We start from the raw sequence: 16022 nt of genomic DNA on the forward strand, positions 1-16022 counted from the left end.
TTTTTATGCTCCATAAAAAAAGCCCCTTATTTCTAAGAGGCTTTTTTGAAAATTACCAAATATCTGAATCGACTTTTTTCTTCAACTCTGGATATTTATTAATTTTAAATTCTGGTTCTTTAATACCTTGTTTTAATTGCTCACGGTAGTCTTTCAATAAAGTACGAGCTACAGGTGTTAATAGTAAAATTGCGACTAAGTTAATAGTAGCCATGATACCCATAAACAAGTCAGCCATTGACCAAACTAATGGAACACTACCAATTGCACCGAAATACACCATCACCAATACAAAAATACGGAAGATGAACATAATTTTCGGGTTGTTATTAATGAACTGCACATTACTTTCTGCATAAGCATAGTTCCCTAATACAGCAGAATAACAGAACAAGAATAATAGAACTGCCAGGAAGTCAGAACCCCAGTGTCCAACTTGAGTCTCTAATGCGCGTTGAGTTAATTCAACACCAACAAAGCCTGCATCGTGATAAACACCAGAAACCAAAATGATAATTGCTGTACTTGTACATACAATGAAGGTATCTACGAATACACCAAGCATTTGCACTAAGCCTTGGTTTACAGGATGTTTTACATCAGAAGCAGCGGCAGCATTCGGAGCAGAACCCATACCAGCTTCGTTTGAGAACAAACCACGCTTAATACCCTGCATCATTGCCATTGATATGGCAGCACCGAAGAAACCACCTGCCGCAGCATTGAAATGGAACGCTTCAGTTACAATGAGTTTTAACACGTCAGGTAAAATTGCATAGTTGCTTAATGCAATATACAACGCAACAGATAGGTAAAGACCCGCTTTTAAAGGTACAAACATTTCTGCAAATTTAGCGATACGTTTAATACCACCAAAAATTGCCAATGCAACCATCACAACAAGAGCAAGACCAACCCATGAAATTTCTAAATCAACACCACCTAAATGAGCAATAAGATTGGCTTTGTCCCAACCCCATGCATGTGAAGATGCATTTGCAATCGCATTGATTTGAACTGAGTTAAATACGAAACCATAGGTAAAGATTAATGCCAGTGCGAAAACTACACCAAAGGTTTTACTACGTAAACCTTGAGTAATATAGTAAGCCGGTCCACCACGGAACTGTTTGCTCTTGTTGTCTCTCACCTTAAATAGCTGAGCAAGTGTAGACTCAATGAAAGCCGAGCTCATACCAAGAACAGCGGTTACCCACATCCAGAACACTGCACCAGGACCACCAATTGCGATAGCGATTGCTACACCAGCAATGTTACCTACCCCAACACGGCTCGCAAGGCCTGTTACGAACGCCTGAAAAGGAGTAAGACCATGCTCGTCTTCGCCTTCAGTACGACTGCTTTTCATAACACGAATACTTTGCAAGAACATGCGAATTTGCACTGCTCCTGTTAAGACCGTATAAAAAATACCGACAGCCAGCAAGAAAATAACCAGAAAATCCCATAAAGGGTCATTAAAAAATTTTACCCACGACATCAGTGTGGCATTGAGTTGTTCATTCATACTCGGTCCGCTTACGTTCTTGCTAAAGTGCTATTAGCACAAGCCAAAATCTGCAATAAACAAAAAAGCCCCTAGCAATAGGGACTTTTTCAGTACATTTAAGAAAAAACTTTTAATGTCAATTGAATAGCAATTATCGTCACAAGTTTAAGCAACATGATGCCCAGCACTAAGCCTTTGAAGGTCGCATGAGAGAAAGCATCCTTCAAATAAAATGAATTCATCGCATTACTGAACATATTCCCATTTGGGTGAACAGTATGCATCGACTCGGCTACAAACTTGGAAACTAACAAATGACCACCGCTAAATCAGCTCGCTTAATGATTCCCATCAATTAATCGAGTTATAAAAACTGGATTTAAGCCAATAAGCATATTTACATATACTTTTGGGCGAATGTCTAAACTGGATTTAAATTTCAAAGACTGTAACAAGCCATCGCTATGACGCGACTATCTGCCCCCTTTCTTTGTTATTCAAGAAGAGTGCGTTGAGATGTGTACCAAGCTGTTGTATTTTTTGTGGCTTAGTCGTTGCGTGAGTTAAGTTCATTTTCATGGTCGCAATGGTAATCGCCAATCCTTGTTTCATGAACTGCTTGTTGATGAGCGGTAAACTCATGTAAAGCTCCTTATACCTCGTGTATTTCTCCATTCCTGCACAAAATCCTTTTTGTAAAAGTATCTTGTTATGCAGCCACTACTTTTTCCTAACGTGAGTATGGAGAAATCATACCTGCGTAAAAAAGTCGGTATTATGCAGAAATTTAAAATTTTGTGTATGTTTTTCATTAAAAGATTATGCTCTTTAAGGTTATTTTTCATACAAAATCATCTGTTTTGTACTGTTTTTAAACATATTCTACCTTTTTTCTAATTGAATATTTTTTGCTCATAATTTATTTTCATTTTAATTTAATGACCAAACAAGTCACAATATTTTGACTATTTAAATCTAAAATGACACTTTCAAACTATCATTGATTAGACATTTGTCTAAACGAATCGAGTCATCATACATATAAGGAAATCACTTTTCTAATATTTTTTGTTTATAAATGCATCAATTTTGGCGCACAAAATTAGACTTTTATAAACATTAAACATTGAGAATAAGATCAGGAGTCCTCATGAATCTGGAACAAATCCGCCTTGTTGACGAGGCCATTACCTCTCGACACTCTGTCCGTGCTTTTTTAAACACACCCATTGAGCCCGAAATCATTAAGGATATCTTAAAAGTCGCGAGCCGAGCACCTTCAGGAACCAATACTCAACCGTGGAAAGTCTATGTCGTGACAGGACAAAAACGTGATGAAATGGTAGAGCGTGTTTGTACAGCACAGATTGAGATTTCTAAAAATCCAGAACTTGCAGAACAATATAAAGAAACTTTTGCCTATTATCCTGAAAAATGGATTTCACCTTTTATTGACCGTCGCCGAGAAAATGGCTGGGGACTTTATGGTCTCTTAGAAATTAAAAAGGGCGAAAAAGAAAAAATGGCTGCACAGCAGTTACGTAACTTCAAACTGTTTGATGCACCAGTCGGAATTTTCTTTACAGTCAATAAAGCAATGGGAATTGGTTCCAAAATGGATATCGCCATGATGATTCAAAATGTCATGGTCGCGGCCAAGGCTCGGGGATTAGACACCTGCCCTCAAGCCGCTTGGAACCATTTCCATCCGTTAGTGTTAGATATTTTAGGCGCAGCAGATGACGAAGAGTTAGTTTGTGCGATTGCGCTAGGTCATGCCGACCCTGCACACATTGTGAATACTTTTATTACGCCTAGAGAGCCTGTAGAGAATTTTGCAGTTTTTCTTGATTAAAGACTCAAGCAAACCACTCTCTTAAAATCAAGAGAGTGCTTGGCTTTTTGCTTGTCGCGTCGCTTTTAAAACAACAATAAAACCACTTAATGTAAATAACACCATCATCACTCCCATATTGAGTGATGCAGACCAAATAAGGAAGTTAAGAAGTACGCCACCCAATAAACCGCAAGCAAATTGCATACTGCCCATAATTGCACTAGCGGTTCCTGCACGAGCACCTTGCTTTGACATGGCTAGAGCCATGGCATTTGGTCCAGTTAAACCAATTCCTGAAATCGCTAAAAACAGTCCTAACATTACTAGCCATAAAGGTGCTGCTGAAATTAAACCAGCAATCAACACAATACTTGCACCTGTCACCTGTACCATTGAACCGGCTTTTAAACGCTTAGTAATTTCAACACGTGTAGTTAAGTGCTTATTTAAAGATGACATTAACATAATGCCAAAAGCATTCAGTCCAAATACATAAGCAAACTCTTGTTGATTTAGCCCATACTGATCCATAAAAACGGCGGGAGCTGAGCTGATATAACAAAATAGCGCTGCACCTGTTAAACATCCTGCAAACATAGGCAAACGGAAGCTCGCATCTTTGAAAATAGCACCATATAAGGTAGCCACTTGATATAGAGATAATTTGAGCCTCTTATCAGTTGCCAAAGTTTCTTTAAAAAAGAAATGTACACATAGCCAACAGATTGCGCCCACAATTGAAAGCGCAATAAAAATCGCTTGCCATGGAAACCAGACTAATATCCAGGCCCCAATCATAGGTGCCAAAATAGGCGCTAAACCCATTACGATCATCATGCTAGAAAAAGCTTGTGCCGAACCTTGCACATCTAACCGATCGCGTATAGCAGCACGAGCCATAACCACACCTACACAACCACCTAAAGCTTGTAAAATACGGGCAGCTATTAGACTCCATTCATTTGTAGCGAGCACGCAAAACAAGCTTGCGACTGCATAAAGCGCAAGCCCAAAATATAGAGGCTTTTTTCGACCGATACGGTCGCTTAAAGGACCATATACCAGTTGTCCAATGGCTAAACCAAAAAAATAAGCTGGCAATGTATTTGCTACCATTTGCGTACTCACCCCAAAATCATGGGCCATTTGAGGCAACGCAGGTAAGTACATATCAATGGATAATGGCCCTAAAGCCGTGAGTAAAGCGAGCAACATAATCCAGCCAATAGAATATTGACGCTGGGCTGTTTGTTCAGACATAACGATATTTCATTTTTCAATCATTTGCATACAGACAAGCTTACACTGTCTATCGTATGATTTGTGCAACATTGGTGTAGAAATACGCAAATCCTTTATCACTCAGGTTGATCAGCAAGGACTTCATTTGAAATCTTGGTTTAAACGCCTAAAAAGAGCGACTTATAACACATCATTTATGTATAACGTGCGGATGCTGATTGCCTTTTCAGGAACTGCGTTCGTGCCTTATTTTCTAGGCCATCAATTAGCAACAATTCCCCTCACTTTAGGTGTGGTCGCAGCTGGTTTAAGTGATATTGATGATCGCTTTTCAGTGCGAATCATGAATTTGATTTACACCTATATTGGTTTCTTCATTACTGCCGCTTCCGTGCAACTACTTTTCCCTTATCCAATGCTTTTTGCACTAGGGTTGATTGCCTCTTGTATTGGTTGGATTCTACTCGGGTCACTAGGCCGCCGTTACGCGACAATCTCTTATGGATGTCTGGTTGTTTCGGTTTATACCATGTTGGGGGTTCATTTATTTGACCAATGGTATATTCAGCCAGCGCTTTTAGTTGCGGGAGCAGCATGGTACGGACTTATTGCAACCATTAGCTTTTTATTATTTCCTGTTCGCCAACTTCAAGACAAACTAGCAGCCTCTTATGGTTCGTTAGGTGACTTCCTATTTGCCAAATCCAATTTATTTGATGTTGATATGACTCCTGCCAGTTATCAGCAAAGCATGATTGATCTTTCATTAGAAAATGGCAAATTGATTACTATTTTTAATGGTCTTAAAACCGCCCTTTTAACCCGCTTAAAAGGTGACCGAGGACAAAAAGACACTCGCCGTAGCCTACATTATTATTTTGTCGCACAAGATATTCATGAACGTGCAGACTCTGCTCATATCGACTATCAAAAGTTAGCAAAGATTTTTCAGCACAGTGATATTTTATTCAGATTTCAGCGTATTTTGGCGGTTCAGGGTAAAGCCTGCCAGGAGTTGAATGAATGTATTTTACAACGCAAACCATATATCCATAACAAACGTTTTAAACAGAGTTTTGAGAACTTACGCTTATCTTTAGAAAAATTAAGAAAAGATCAACAGTATGACTTGTTATGGGTAAATGCTCTTTTTGCCTTATACCGAAATTTAAAATCTATTGACTCACAATTACTCAACTTAGAAACGGAACAGCATATTCAGTCAGACAAAGTAAAGCAGGCTGAAAACCAACTCAAAGATGATGATTTAAAAGGTTGGAATGATATTGTTGTTCGAATAAAACAAAATTTAACACCTGAATCTGTACTGTTTCGTCATGCCATTCGAGTTTCGATTGTTCTTTTTATTGGATATGTATTTATTCAAACCACCCGAATCGAATATGGCTACTGGATTATGTTGACAGCGTTATTTGTTAGTCAACCTAACTTTAACGCGACCAAACGTCGTTTACGTTTACGTATAGTTGGGACATTAGTCGGAATTATTGTCGGACTAAGCGTGGTATTCCTCGTACCTTCCGTAGAAGGACAATTAGTCATGCTGGTCTTAAGCGGCGTACTATTTTTCGAGTTACGCAGTAAGCAATATGCTCAAGCAACCGCTTTCATCACAATTTTGGCATTAATTAACTTTAACTTAGATGGCTCGGCAGTCGCTGCGGCTATTCCTAGATTTGTAGATACCCTAATTGGATGTGCTTTAGCGTGGTTTGGTGTCACCTTTATTTGGCCTGACTGGAAATTCCGTCGTCTACCGCGCAGCATTCGACGCTCTTTACAAGCACAATGTAATTATTTAGCTGAAGTGGTAAAACAATATCACGAAGGACATAATCATGCCCTCAATTATCGTATTGTTCGCCGCGCTGCTCATAATACCGATGCTGAAGTCGCCTCGCTTATTTCAACTTTAGCGACAGAGCCTGACTTTGACCCTACTCGCAAGTCAGATATATTTGAATTTTTATGCCTTAATCATACATTTTTAAGTTATATCGCAGCACTCGGAGCGCATAGAGAAAAGATTCAGGATCAAGCGGTTCTTAACGTTTTAGATCAAGCATTAGACGATATACAAGGTGCGCTGTTAAGAGATGAAATGCCTGATTTGACAGCACAAAATATGCTTAAGACGATACGTCAGCGTTTAAGCCAAAATGATGAAGATGACCAGAAATCACTCATTATTTTACAGCAGTTATCACTGATGCTAAGTGTTTTGAATCGATTTAGTATGTTGAAACAACGCCTAAGTCATGATCTAGATAATGATGCCAGCGAACTTGCATCATTATAAATTTGAGTCGGAATTTAGTATGAAATTGGCATAATATCCTTTCCTGAGTTATGCCAATTAATGCTAAACTTAAAACAGTTTACAATTTGTTATTTGCACTATGACCGCGAAAACTTTATATGCTTATACGCTTCAGCCAGTTCCTTACGAGGTTACAGAAGCTGAACAACGTAATGCACAACTTCTTATCTGGCGCAGCACCAATAAAATCAGCACAAAAATCTGGGCAATTATGGGCATAATTTTAGCCCTTGCGATTTTAGGTCTTATTTTTATTAAGAACTATTCTACAGTGATTTGCTGGGTAGCTATTGTTGGTGTATTACTTTATTACCTTGGCCGCACATATGGTTTGGAATGGTACGTTAAGCGTAAGATGAATGAGTTTCCTGTACAGGAAATCAAAGGTATTCGCTTAGGTGTACAACCTCACGGTATCGTAATGCGCCAGCAAATGGGATTACAAGAAGGCGTTGGGACCATTGGATGGAAAAACATCTATGAATGGTACAACACCCCTGACTTTATTTTAGTTAACTTTAAAGTAAAAGATCCTAAGGGCCAAGAACAGCAAGGTGCGTATATCTTGCCTAAACGCATGGACTCTAAAAACTTTTCTTTCAATACAATTCGTAAGCATTTGAAAGAAACTGTAGGTGAACCGAAAACTTTATAATTTCACCCCATTAAAAAGCCTCCGTTATAGGAGGTTTTTTATTAAGCTAAAAATAAATGATAATGAAAATTAATATTATCTCCAAAATCCATATTATCTACGCAATCTTCGGCTATACTTCGTTACAAGATCTCCATCATATTTACATTTTTGACCATGTTTAAAAAGTTTTTATTTCAAATTCATTGGTTTCTGGGTATTAGTGCTGGCCTCATCTTATCTATTATGGGTGTTACAGGCGCAATTTATTCTTATGATCAACAAATTTTAAAATGGGTAAATACAGATAGTTATGTTGTTCAAGCAGAAAGCACTCCTAAGCTTACCCCTGCTCAACTTTACCAACATTTCGCAACAACCCAGCCAGAAATTAAAATTAATAGCATTACGATTGCCAAAGACCCTACCGCCTCTTCTGTTGTCAATATTGAAAAAGAAGGCGAACGACGTGGCTACAATATGATGGTCAACCCTTACACAGCACAGGTATTGCCTGATGTTAAAGGTCGCGAGTTACTTTTATTAATTCAACAAATTCACCGAAACTTAACTGCTGGAGAGTTCGGTAAACAAATTACTGGTGCTTGTGCGCTAATGCTCATCTATTTTGTTTTGAGCGGATTATATTTACGTTGGCCAAAGAAGCACTCTGCACGTCAATGGCTTGCTGTTAAACCCAAACTTAAAGGTCGAAATTTTATTTGGGATTTACACGCTGTCGTAGGTACTTGGGTTATTGTTTTTTATCTTCTTTTTGCATGTACAGGTCTATATTGGTCATATGACTGGTGGCGTAGCGGTATGTTCAAAGTATTAGGTGTAGAACAACCTAAAATGCAAGGACATGGCGGAGCTGGACGCAATAAAGACAAATCTTCTGAAACTAAATTAGATAGCACTCAGCTGATTACTGCCCTCAACCAAACCTGGAGCGGTTTTAATAATCAGGTTGGACGTGACTATTCAACTTTAACAGTAAACTTACCGAAAAAAGACGATGGAAAAGTTGAATTAAGTTTTGTAGATGCAACGCCACAACACGAGCGTGCACGTAACCAAGCTGTCTATAACTATAAAACTGCCAATATTGAAAAGATGGAGCTTTATGAAGATAAAAAGCTTAATCAAAAAATCATGAGCAGCATGTTACCTGTACATCGTGGCAGCTTTTTTGGACCAGTCTATCAATTTGTAGCAATGCTTGCGTCTTTAGCCATGCCATTATTTTTTGTTACCGGTTGGATGCTTTATCTAAAACGCCGTAAACAGAAAAAATTGACACAGGCAGCTCGTCAGTCTTTAGCTGGTCACTACATTGATGGAAATGCGAAACCTTGGTTAATTACTTATGCCACCCAAACAGGAGTTGCAGAGCAACTTGCGTGGAGTACCGCAACCAGCTTACAAGAAGCACATCAGCCTGTTCAGGTTAAATCTATACAGCAGTTAACTGAAGCGGATTTACAGGAACATGAACAAATTCTTTTTGTGATCAGTACTTATGGTACTGGAGAGGCACCAGACTTAGCTTCTAATTTTGCAAAAAAGCTATTAAAAACAAAATTAGAGCTTCAGCATCTCAGATATGCCGTATTAGCCTTAGGTTCAAAAGAATACCCAGATACATATTGTAGTTTTGGTCACACTGTAGATGGATGGCTTAAAAACAATGGTGCAAAAGCTTACTTCGATACTATCGAGGTAGATAATGCAAATCCAACACATATTCAAAACTGGAATCAAGCTCTTGTAAAAGCAACTAAACTAGAGCTGCATACTGTTAATATTGAAAAAGTGTTTGATAATTGGACATTACAACAACGTGACTTGCTCAACCCAAATAGTCTAGGGCAACCAGCTTACAATATTGAACTTACAGCAAATCATGAAGCTATATGGCAAGCTGGAGACATTGCTGAAATACAACCGGGCAATAGCCCTGAACGTATTAATGAGTTTTTACAGCACCATCATATTCTTAGAAATGCAGTGGTAGACTCGCTACAAATCTCCATTGAAAAAGCACTTTGGAATAAAAATTTAACGGGTGAGATTGAACCGTTTGCTAATCTGGACCACTTATTAGAACAACTCCCTACTCTACCAACACGAGAATATTCAATTGCTAGTATCCCTTCTCAGCAAGTGCTTCGTTTGGTTGTTCGCCAGCAAACCGATGAATCTGGCCATTTAGGATTAGGATCTGGCTGGCTGACTCAATACACAGAAATTAATCAGAGTATTGCATTACGTATTCGCACCAATGAGTCTTTTCACTTGATCGATGATAATCGTCCAATTATCTGTATTGGTAATGGAACTGGAATCGCGGGTTTAATGAGTTTACTTCATACGCGAACTCGTCATAACTATACTGAAAACTGGCTAATTTTCGGTGAACGCCAACGCGCTCATGATTTCTTCTATGCATCAACCATTGAAGCTTGGCAAACAATGGGAATGTTAAAACGACTTGATTTGGCATTCTCACGGGATCAAGAGCAACGTGTTTATGTTCAAGATATCATTCAACAAAATGCAGTTGAATTGGCCAACTGGATTGAACGCGGCGCAGTTCTTTATGTTTGTGGAAGCATTGAAGGAATGGCTAGCGGAGTAGATCAAGCACTGATTGATATTTTAGGTGAAGAACAAGTTGATGAGCTAAGACAACAAGGTCGTTATCGCCGTGATGTTTATTAAACATCAATAAATAATAAAGCCGAGTAATAGCCGAAAAGCTTTACTCGGCTTTTTATTGCGATCAGCATTGAATTTGGAATGATTTTGCATACACTGTCTGCAATTTAAATTGCAACTCTAAACACAATGCAAGTCAGTAAGTGGATTCGGATTTTCTTGGCCATCATTGGTTCAATTTTATTTTTAGACGGCTTATTTCTAGCTTTCCTAAATAAAATTCATGTAGGCACAATTGTTCCTTTAATCTTAGGGGCATTTTTCTGCCTCTATGCCTTATTTTATTATCATCTGGAACGTTTTTTCTTTTATCACTATCGCCTGCATTCAGTTTGGCGTTTCGGATGGTTATGTTTCTGGATCTGGTTGTTTAGCTTAGGCTATTTTTTTAGTTTTATTAAAGATAATAAAGATACAGGCCAAAATATTCCCGCGGTGAAAGCAATCATTGTTTTAGGTAGTGGTGTCGAAAATGGACAGCCTTCAGCCATTCTTGCAAAACGCCTCGATACAGCAGCTCCAGTTGCCCTTTCACAACCTCACGCAAAAGTTGTTTTAACAGGTGGTTTAGACTTTTCAGAGAAAGAATCCGAAGCATTAGTTATGTCTCGTTACCTTGAACAGCACTTTCACATTGCCAAAGAAAGAATGATTCTTGAGGACAAAAGTACAAGTACAGAACTTAACCTTAAAAACAGTAAACCATTACTTGAGCAAGCTCATATTAGTATTGATCAACCTATTGCAATTGTTACAAGTGACTTTCATACCCCAAGAGCTGCTGCTATTGCAAAGAAACAAGGCTATACCCATGTTTATACAGTTGCTGCCGAAACTCCTTTAGTCAGTCGCTATAACGCTTGGCTGCGTGAATACTTTGCGTACGCGAGTGGCTGGATTCTAAACGAGTATTAATCTTGGTTCAGAAAGCTGCTATTGCTTTACGGTATGGCAGCTTTCATTAAACGAGAGAGTAATCACAATTTAAAGTAATAAATCTGAACTTAAAAAATTAAGAAAGAGAAAGAGAAAGAGAAAGAGAAAGAGAAAGAGAAAGAGAAAGAGAAAGAGAAAGAGAAAGAGAAAGAGAAAGAGAAAGAGAAAGAGAAAGAGAAAGAGAAGTTTTGACCAACAATAGCAAAGATAAAATAGATAGGAAATATAAATAGCAGAAATGCAAAAAACACTAAATAAATTAGTGCATATAATTTTTTAAATTTGAAAAATCATGGTGGGCGCTGACGGGATCGAACCGCCGACATTCTGCTTGTAAGGCAGACGCTCTACCAACTGAGCTAAGCGCCCTGATTGAAAAAGACAACAACCGAAGTCTTTATACATTACATCCTCTAGATCAGGGAATCAAGAGAATGGCGCAGCGGACGGGGCTCGAACCCGCGACCCCCGGCGTGACAGGCCGGTATTCTAACCAACTGAACTACCGCTGCACTTGCAATACTTTAAAAATAAAGTATGGTCACAAATTATGGTGGGCGCTGACGGGATCGAACCGCCGACATTCTGCTTGTAAGGCAGACGCTCTACCAACTGAGCTAAGCGCCCTGCAAAAGCGTTTTATAAAAGTGGCGCAGCGGACGGGGCTCGAACCCGCGACCCCCGGCGTGACAGGCCGGTATTCTAACCAACTGAACTACCGCTGCACTTTCACAATATCGCAATTGTGGGGTAAACGATGTTAAGTCTTAAGTGGCGCAGCGGACGGGGCTCGAACCCGCGACCCCCGGCGTGACAGGCCGGTATTCTAACCAACTGAACTACCGCTGCACTTGAGAGCTTAACGTAAAGGCTTGGTGGGCGCTGACGGGATCGAACCGCCGACATTCTGCTTGTAAGGCAGACGCTCTACCAACTGAGCTAAGCGCCCTTAACGTCTTCATCGTTTGTGAGGTGCATTATAGAGAATCTTTAACAGGTGTCAAACGCTTTTCGACAACTTTTCAAAAAAATGCGAATGAATGATTAAAAATAAGTCATTATTAAGTAAAAAACAATTTTTTGTATTTTATTTAAGCACTTATTTTAATATTTTGATCATTCGGCTAATTAAACAATAATCTTTAAAATCCCATTTTAGGTTAAAGATTGTTCAGACAAATAGACAAGCGCATCTTCAGAGACTAAATCAAACAATTCAATAATTTCTTCATTACGCATTCGAATGCACCCATGTGACATTGGAACCCCCATCGGTTCTTTATCAGGTGTACCATGAATATAAATATAACGTTGCATAGTGTCGTGGCCTTCGCCTTTATTAAAGCCCTCTTCTAGACCATCTAGCCAAAGAATGCGTGACAATATCCAATCTCGCTCAGGAAATTGTGCGGCTAATTCACTGCTATAGACTTCACCTGTGGGTTGTCGTGCAATAAAAACTGCGTTTTTGGGAGATTGCATACCAAATTTTTTGGCAACCCGATGCCATCCGCGTGGGGTTTTCCCCGTATTTTCCTGTTCCCCAATTCCATTCTTACCCGTAGAAACCACATAAAACTTATTATGTTTAGGGAGACTTAAAGTTTGATTTGCTAAATCGATAAGAATATCTGCATCTTCAAGTTTAAATTGGGACATCGAATTTCTTCTCTTATATCAACTCAACTATTTTGAGCTTTAATAAAAATTAATGGAAAACTTGTCATACGTCACAAGTAAAAGATTATCAATCTTCTTTTATCCACGCGCGGCTTCACCGCTTGTCTTGCGCCAAAAATAAAAGATTATCAATCTTCTTTTATCTACGCGCAGTTTCACTGCTTGTCTTGCGCCAAAATTAAAAGATTATCAATCTTTTAATTTTGGCTCAGGACGTAGCCATAACCAAATTGCAACAACGAGCATGGTAGTATCAGTGAAAACTTTCACCCAAAATGGTGCAGAAGTAAACAGCATTAAAATACCGCTTGCGGTCATCATAATACTGGCAATCCACTTCGCTTTACGCGGTACTGTGCCATTTGCTCGCCAGTCACGTAGAGTTGGTCCATATTTTGGATGATTTAACAACCATGCATCCATTTGAGGCCATCCCTTTGAGGCAGCCCAAGCAGCCAGAATAAGAAACACTGTTGTCGGCATGCCTGGTAAAATTGCTCCAATAATACCAAGCGTGATAAAAATCACGACCAGAGTTCGCCAAAACAATGTTCGCATATATAAACCTTAAGCTATTGTTGATCGTAGTATAAAGTGTTTTTCTGGTATTGTTTTGTTGATCGACCATGAAATTGGGATGAATTATTTCGAGTACTAAACGTATGAATATTGCCTCAGTTAAGACATCCTATTTTGAACCATGGTTACAGTTCAACCACCCAATGGTAAGACAATTAGCATTTACCATTGCTAGTCCTAATTTACTTTGCCAACTTCCCCAAAGCCTTTCTATTCGGCATAGTTTTCAATTACATTCTGACCAGACTTGGAAACAACATTTTCAAAATTATTTACCACGTTTATACCAGCTTGATGAGACGCCTGAGCCTTTACTCCAATTTATGTCTCGCCTTAAAAGTACACGTTTAGGTTTACGTTTTGAGAATTTACTTTGGTTTTGGTTACAGGAAGATCAATACCATTCTTATCAGTTATTAGGCCATAGCATTCAAAAAATTGAGGGTGCAAGAACTTTAGGTGAACTCGATTTCTTAATTTTAAATAAAGAAACACAACAAGTTGAACACTGGGAAGTTGCTCTAAAATATTACTTGGGTGAAGGTCAATTAAATTTAGAACAATGGATTGGCTTAAATAGAGAAGATACTTTGAGCAAAAAGCTGTATCACTTTACCGATAAGCAGTTCCAATTTTCAGAAGCTTTAAATTTTAAGGTACAACAGCGTTTTGCTGTTTTAAAAGGCCAGCTCTACCTACCTTTGATTTTAGGCCAAAAACAACTCATACCCAATTGGGTAAATTCAACACGTCGACTCGGATACTGGGGCACAACTATTCCTGACTCTAAATTTTATCGCCTAGAAAGACATGAATGGCTTTATCCTAATAGACAAGCAAGTTCAAACGCTGCTTATTGGTGGACAGATGGCTTATATTGTAAGAACAACGAAGATACACAGTTTTATATGTTTAGACATCCTCCGCTATTAAGCCTAGCACTTGTTAACAACGAAAAAATGCCACTTTACAAGTAGGTATGGATTTCTAGAAACAATTTATAACGTTTTTACTATTAAATAGTCATGTTTCTTTTTACGTTTGTTTTTTAATCTAAATTTACTTCATTATTAAATTTAAACGGAGAAAATGATGAAAAAAGTTTTAGTCGCGTCTGTAATGATTGCATTTGTATTAACTGGCTGTAATACGTTCAAGGGTTTTGGTAAAGATGTCTCTAAAGCTGGTGATGCTGTAAGTAATACCGCACAAAAAACTGAGAATAAAATGTAAGTTATGCACAGCTTCGAAAAACCTTATCACTTCGATAAGGTTTTTTTATTTTTAAATACCCAACCTTCAGAGATTCGCCTATTATATCGGACTATATTTCCCCTACTCAGCATGCAATTTCCGGTATGAACCACTCAGACACTCTCTCGCTTAGCTTAGAACTTTTACAACAGCCTTCTGTTACTCCTGTTGACCATACTTGCCAAACTATTATGGCTGATCGTCTAGCCAAAGCTGGCTTTCATATTGAACCAATGCGTTTTGGGGACGTTGACAATTTATGGGCTCGACGCGGCACTGAAGGTCCTGTGTTTTGTTTTGCTGGACATACCGATGTTGTTCCAACAGGTCGTCTAGATGCATGGAATTCAGACCCATTTGCACCAGAAATTCGTGATGGCAAACTTTATGGTCGTGGTTCAGCTGATATGAAAACTGCGTTGGCTGCGATGGTGGTTGCATCTGAACGTTTCGTAACAAAGCATCCAAACCATAAAGGGTCAATTGCTTTTTTAATTACTTCAGATGAAGAAGGCCCTGCTGTTAACGGTACAGTTAAAGTTATTGAAACACTTGAAAAGCGTAATGAAAAAATTACATGGTGTTTGGTCGGTGAACCATCAAGTACAAGTAAATTAGGTGATATTGTTAAAAATGGCCGTCGTGGTTCTTTAAATGGCGTACTACATGTTCATGGTAAGCAAGGTCATGTGGCTTATCCTCACTTAGCTCGCAATCCCATTCATGAAGCTTCGGCGGCCTTAGCAGAGTTATGCCAAACTATTTGGGACAGTGGAAATGAATACTTTCCTGCAACTTCATTCCAAATTTCAAATATTCATTCAGGTACTGGTGCAACCAACGTCATTCCAGGTACTTTAGAGGTTACTTTTAACTTCCGTTATTCAACAGAAGTTACAGCAGAACAGCTTAAACAGCGTGTTCATGAAATTTTAGATAAGCATGGTTTGCAATATGAGATTGACTGGAACTTATCTGGTTTGCCATTTTTGACACCAGTAGGTGAATTAGTTAATGCTGCTCAGACTGCTATTCTAAATGTGACCGGCACTGAGACTGAGCTATCTACTAGTGGTGGTACATCCGACGGGCGTTTCATTGCGCCAACAGGAGCACAAGTTTTAGAACTCGGTGTTCTAAATGCAACTATCCATCAAATTAATGAACATGTAGATGTACATGATCTTGATCCTTTAACTGATATTTATGAGCAAATTTTAGAGAACCTACTTACTTAAAATATTAAAGATCAGTAATTAGATAAAAAGCATCCTCTTTGGGGTGCTTT

General features: G+C 38.7%; 13 protein-coding genes, 6 tRNA genes and 1 pseudogene. 8 read left to right on the plus strand and 12 right to left on the minus strand.

The window, feature by feature from the left end; genetic code table 11:
* Nucleotides 1-52: 52 nt before the first annotated feature.
* From CSB87_RS06050 to CSB87_RS06060, 3 genes and pseudogenes are all read right to left on the minus strand, one after another.
* Nucleotides 53-1528, minus strand: a complete 1476-nt coding sequence (locus CSB87_RS06050) for an alanine/glycine:cation symporter family protein (protein ID WP_002051404.1) — start codon at nucleotides 1526-1528, stop codon at nucleotides 53-55.
* A 98-nt stretch (nucleotides 1529-1626) separates the two neighbouring features.
* On the minus strand, nucleotides 1627-1767 hold the full coding sequence (locus CSB87_RS06055) for a hypothetical protein (protein WP_079377098.1): 141 nt from the start codon (nucleotides 1765-1767) through the stop codon (nucleotides 1627-1629).
* A 182-nt stretch (nucleotides 1768-1949) separates the two neighbouring features.
* Nucleotides 1950-2152 (minus strand): annotated as a pseudogene (locus CSB87_RS06060) (hypothetical protein).
* 508 nt (nucleotides 2153-2660) lie between these two features.
* On the opposite strand from CSB87_RS06060, the gene CSB87_RS06070 reads away from it, so the two are divergent.
* Nucleotides 2661-3365 carry a nitroreductase gene (locus CSB87_RS06070; RefSeq protein WP_001047584.1) on the plus strand — a complete coding sequence of 235 codons (705 nt, stop codon included), beginning with the start codon at nucleotides 2661-2663 and terminating at the stop codon, nucleotides 3363-3365.
* A 27-nt stretch (nucleotides 3366-3392) separates the two neighbouring features.
* Here the strand turns inward: CSB87_RS06070 and CSB87_RS06075 are convergent, their stop codons facing one another.
* The gene (locus tag CSB87_RS06075; protein WP_022575711.1) at nucleotides 3393-4607 is read right to left on the minus strand and encodes a multidrug effflux MFS transporter; all 1215 of its coding nucleotides are present in this window, start codon (nucleotides 4605-4607) and stop codon (nucleotides 3393-3395) included.
* A 127-nt stretch (nucleotides 4608-4734) separates the two neighbouring features.
* Between CSB87_RS06075 and yccS the strand changes: the two genes are divergently transcribed.
* The 4 genes from yccS to CSB87_RS06095 all read left to right on the plus strand — a co-directional run bounded on the left by yccS (nucleotide 4735) and on the right by CSB87_RS06095 (nucleotide 11200).
* A complete protein-coding gene (gene yccS, locus CSB87_RS06080) occupies nucleotides 4735-6909 on the plus strand; it encodes a YccS family putative transporter (RefSeq protein WP_031953281.1) in 2175 nt (724 codons plus the stop codon).
* Between the two features lie 100 nt (nucleotides 6910-7009).
* Entirely contained in the window at nucleotides 7010-7585 is a 576-nt protein-coding gene (locus CSB87_RS06085; protein ID WP_106105051.1) for an SdpI family protein, read from the plus strand.
* Between the two features lie 156 nt (nucleotides 7586-7741).
* Nucleotides 7742-10288 carry a PepSY domain-containing protein gene (locus CSB87_RS06090; RefSeq protein ID WP_031953284.1) on the plus strand — a complete coding sequence of 849 codons (2547 nt, stop codon included), beginning with the start codon at nucleotides 7742-7744 and terminating at the stop codon, nucleotides 10286-10288.
* Nucleotides 10289-10414: 126 nt separating this feature from the next.
* A complete protein-coding gene (locus CSB87_RS06095) occupies nucleotides 10415-11200 on the plus strand; it encodes a YdcF family protein (protein WP_031953285.1) in 786 nt (261 codons plus the stop codon).
* Between the two features lie 314 nt (nucleotides 11201-11514).
* Here the strand turns inward: CSB87_RS06095 and CSB87_RS06100 are convergent.
* From CSB87_RS06100 to CSB87_RS06135, 8 genes are all read right to left on the minus strand, one after another.
* Nucleotides 11515-11590, minus strand: a tRNA-Val gene (locus CSB87_RS06100).
* 66 nt (nucleotides 11591-11656) lie between these two features.
* A tRNA-Asp gene (locus CSB87_RS06105) sits at nucleotides 11657-11733 on the minus strand.
* Nucleotides 11734-11772: 39 nt separating this feature from the next.
* A tRNA-Val gene (locus CSB87_RS06110) sits at nucleotides 11773-11848 on the minus strand.
* Nucleotides 11849-11869: 21 nt separating this feature from the next.
* Nucleotides 11870-11946, minus strand: a tRNA-Asp gene (locus CSB87_RS06115).
* A gap of 47 nt (nucleotides 11947-11993) precedes the next feature.
* Nucleotides 11994-12070: transfer RNA gene (locus CSB87_RS06120), tRNA-Asp, on the minus strand.
* A gap of 24 nt (nucleotides 12071-12094) precedes the next feature.
* A tRNA-Val gene (locus tag CSB87_RS06125) sits at nucleotides 12095-12170 on the minus strand.
* 206 nt (nucleotides 12171-12376) lie between these two features.
* Nucleotides 12377-12880 carry a cell wall-recycling L,D-carboxypeptidase ElsL gene (gene elsL, locus CSB87_RS06130; protein ID WP_000077301.1) on the minus strand — a complete coding sequence of 168 codons (504 nt, stop codon included), beginning with the start codon at nucleotides 12878-12880 and terminating at the stop codon, nucleotides 12377-12379.
* A 210-nt stretch (nucleotides 12881-13090) separates the two neighbouring features.
* A complete protein-coding gene (locus CSB87_RS06135; RefSeq protein WP_002051275.1) occupies nucleotides 13091-13459 on the minus strand; it encodes a YbaN family protein in 369 nt (122 codons plus the stop codon).
* Nucleotides 13460-13563: 104 nt separating this feature from the next.
* Between CSB87_RS06135 and CSB87_RS06140 the strand changes: the two genes are divergently transcribed.
* The 3 genes from CSB87_RS06140 to dapE all read left to right on the plus strand — a co-directional run bounded on the left by CSB87_RS06140 (nucleotide 13564) and on the right by dapE (nucleotide 15972).
* Nucleotides 13564-14457: a DUF1853 family protein gene (locus CSB87_RS06140; protein WP_031953286.1), complete on the plus strand. Its 894-nt coding sequence runs from the start codon at nucleotides 13564-13566 to the stop codon at nucleotides 14455-14457.
* A 112-nt stretch (nucleotides 14458-14569) separates the two neighbouring features.
* Entirely contained in the window at nucleotides 14570-14713 is a 144-nt protein-coding gene (locus CSB87_RS06145) for an entericidin A/B family lipoprotein (RefSeq protein ID WP_002051109.1), read from the plus strand.
* A gap of 125 nt (nucleotides 14714-14838) precedes the next feature.
* The gene (dapE, locus tag CSB87_RS06150; protein ID WP_031953287.1) at nucleotides 14839-15972 is read left to right on the plus strand and encodes a succinyl-diaminopimelate desuccinylase; all 1134 of its coding nucleotides are present in this window, start codon (nucleotides 14839-14841) and stop codon (nucleotides 15970-15972) included.
* The last annotated feature ends 50 nt before the right edge of the window (nucleotides 15973-16022 follow it).

Origin of the sequence: Acinetobacter sp. AR_0276, assembly GCF_003000705.1 — a bacterium.
GTDB lineage: Bacteria > Pseudomonadota > Gammaproteobacteria > Pseudomonadales > Moraxellaceae > Acinetobacter > Acinetobacter nosocomialis.

Coding starts and splice junctions, on each gene's coding strand:
- CSB87_RS06050 (WP_002051404.1), bottom strand. CDS start 1,528: ATGAATGAACAACTCAATGCCACACTGATGTCGTGGGTAAAATTTTTT.
- CSB87_RS06055 (WP_079377098.1), bottom strand. CDS start 1,767: ATGTTCAGTAATGCGATGAATTCATTTTATTTGAAGGATGCTTTCTCT.
- CSB87_RS06070 (WP_001047584.1), top strand. CDS start 2,661: ATGAATCTGGAACAAATCCGCCTTGTTGACGAGGCCATTACCTCTCGA.
- CSB87_RS06075 (WP_022575711.1), bottom strand. CDS start 4,607: ATGTCTGAACAAACAGCCCAGCGTCAATATTCTATTGGCTGGATTATG.
- CSB87_RS06085 (WP_106105051.1), top strand. CDS start 7,010: ATGACCGCGAAAACTTTATATGCTTATACGCTTCAGCCAGTTCCTTAC.
- CSB87_RS06090 (WP_031953284.1), top strand. CDS start 7,742: ATGTTTAAAAAGTTTTTATTTCAAATTCATTGGTTTCTGGGTATTAGT.
- CSB87_RS06095 (WP_031953285.1), top strand. CDS start 10,415: ATGCAAGTCAGTAAGTGGATTCGGATTTTCTTGGCCATCATTGGTTCA.
- elsL (WP_000077301.1), bottom strand. CDS start 12,880: ATGTCCCAATTTAAACTTGAAGATGCAGATATTCTTATCGATTTAGCA.
- CSB87_RS06135 (WP_002051275.1), bottom strand. CDS start 13,459: ATGCGAACATTGTTTTGGCGAACTCTGGTCGTGATTTTTATCACGCTT.
- CSB87_RS06140 (WP_031953286.1), top strand. CDS start 13,564: ATGAATATTGCCTCAGTTAAGACATCCTATTTTGAACCATGGTTACAG.
- CSB87_RS06145 (WP_002051109.1), top strand. CDS start 14,570: ATGATGAAAAAAGTTTTAGTCGCGTCTGTAATGATTGCATTTGTATTA.
- dapE (WP_031953287.1), top strand. CDS start 14,839: ATGAACCACTCAGACACTCTCTCGCTTAGCTTAGAACTTTTACAACAG.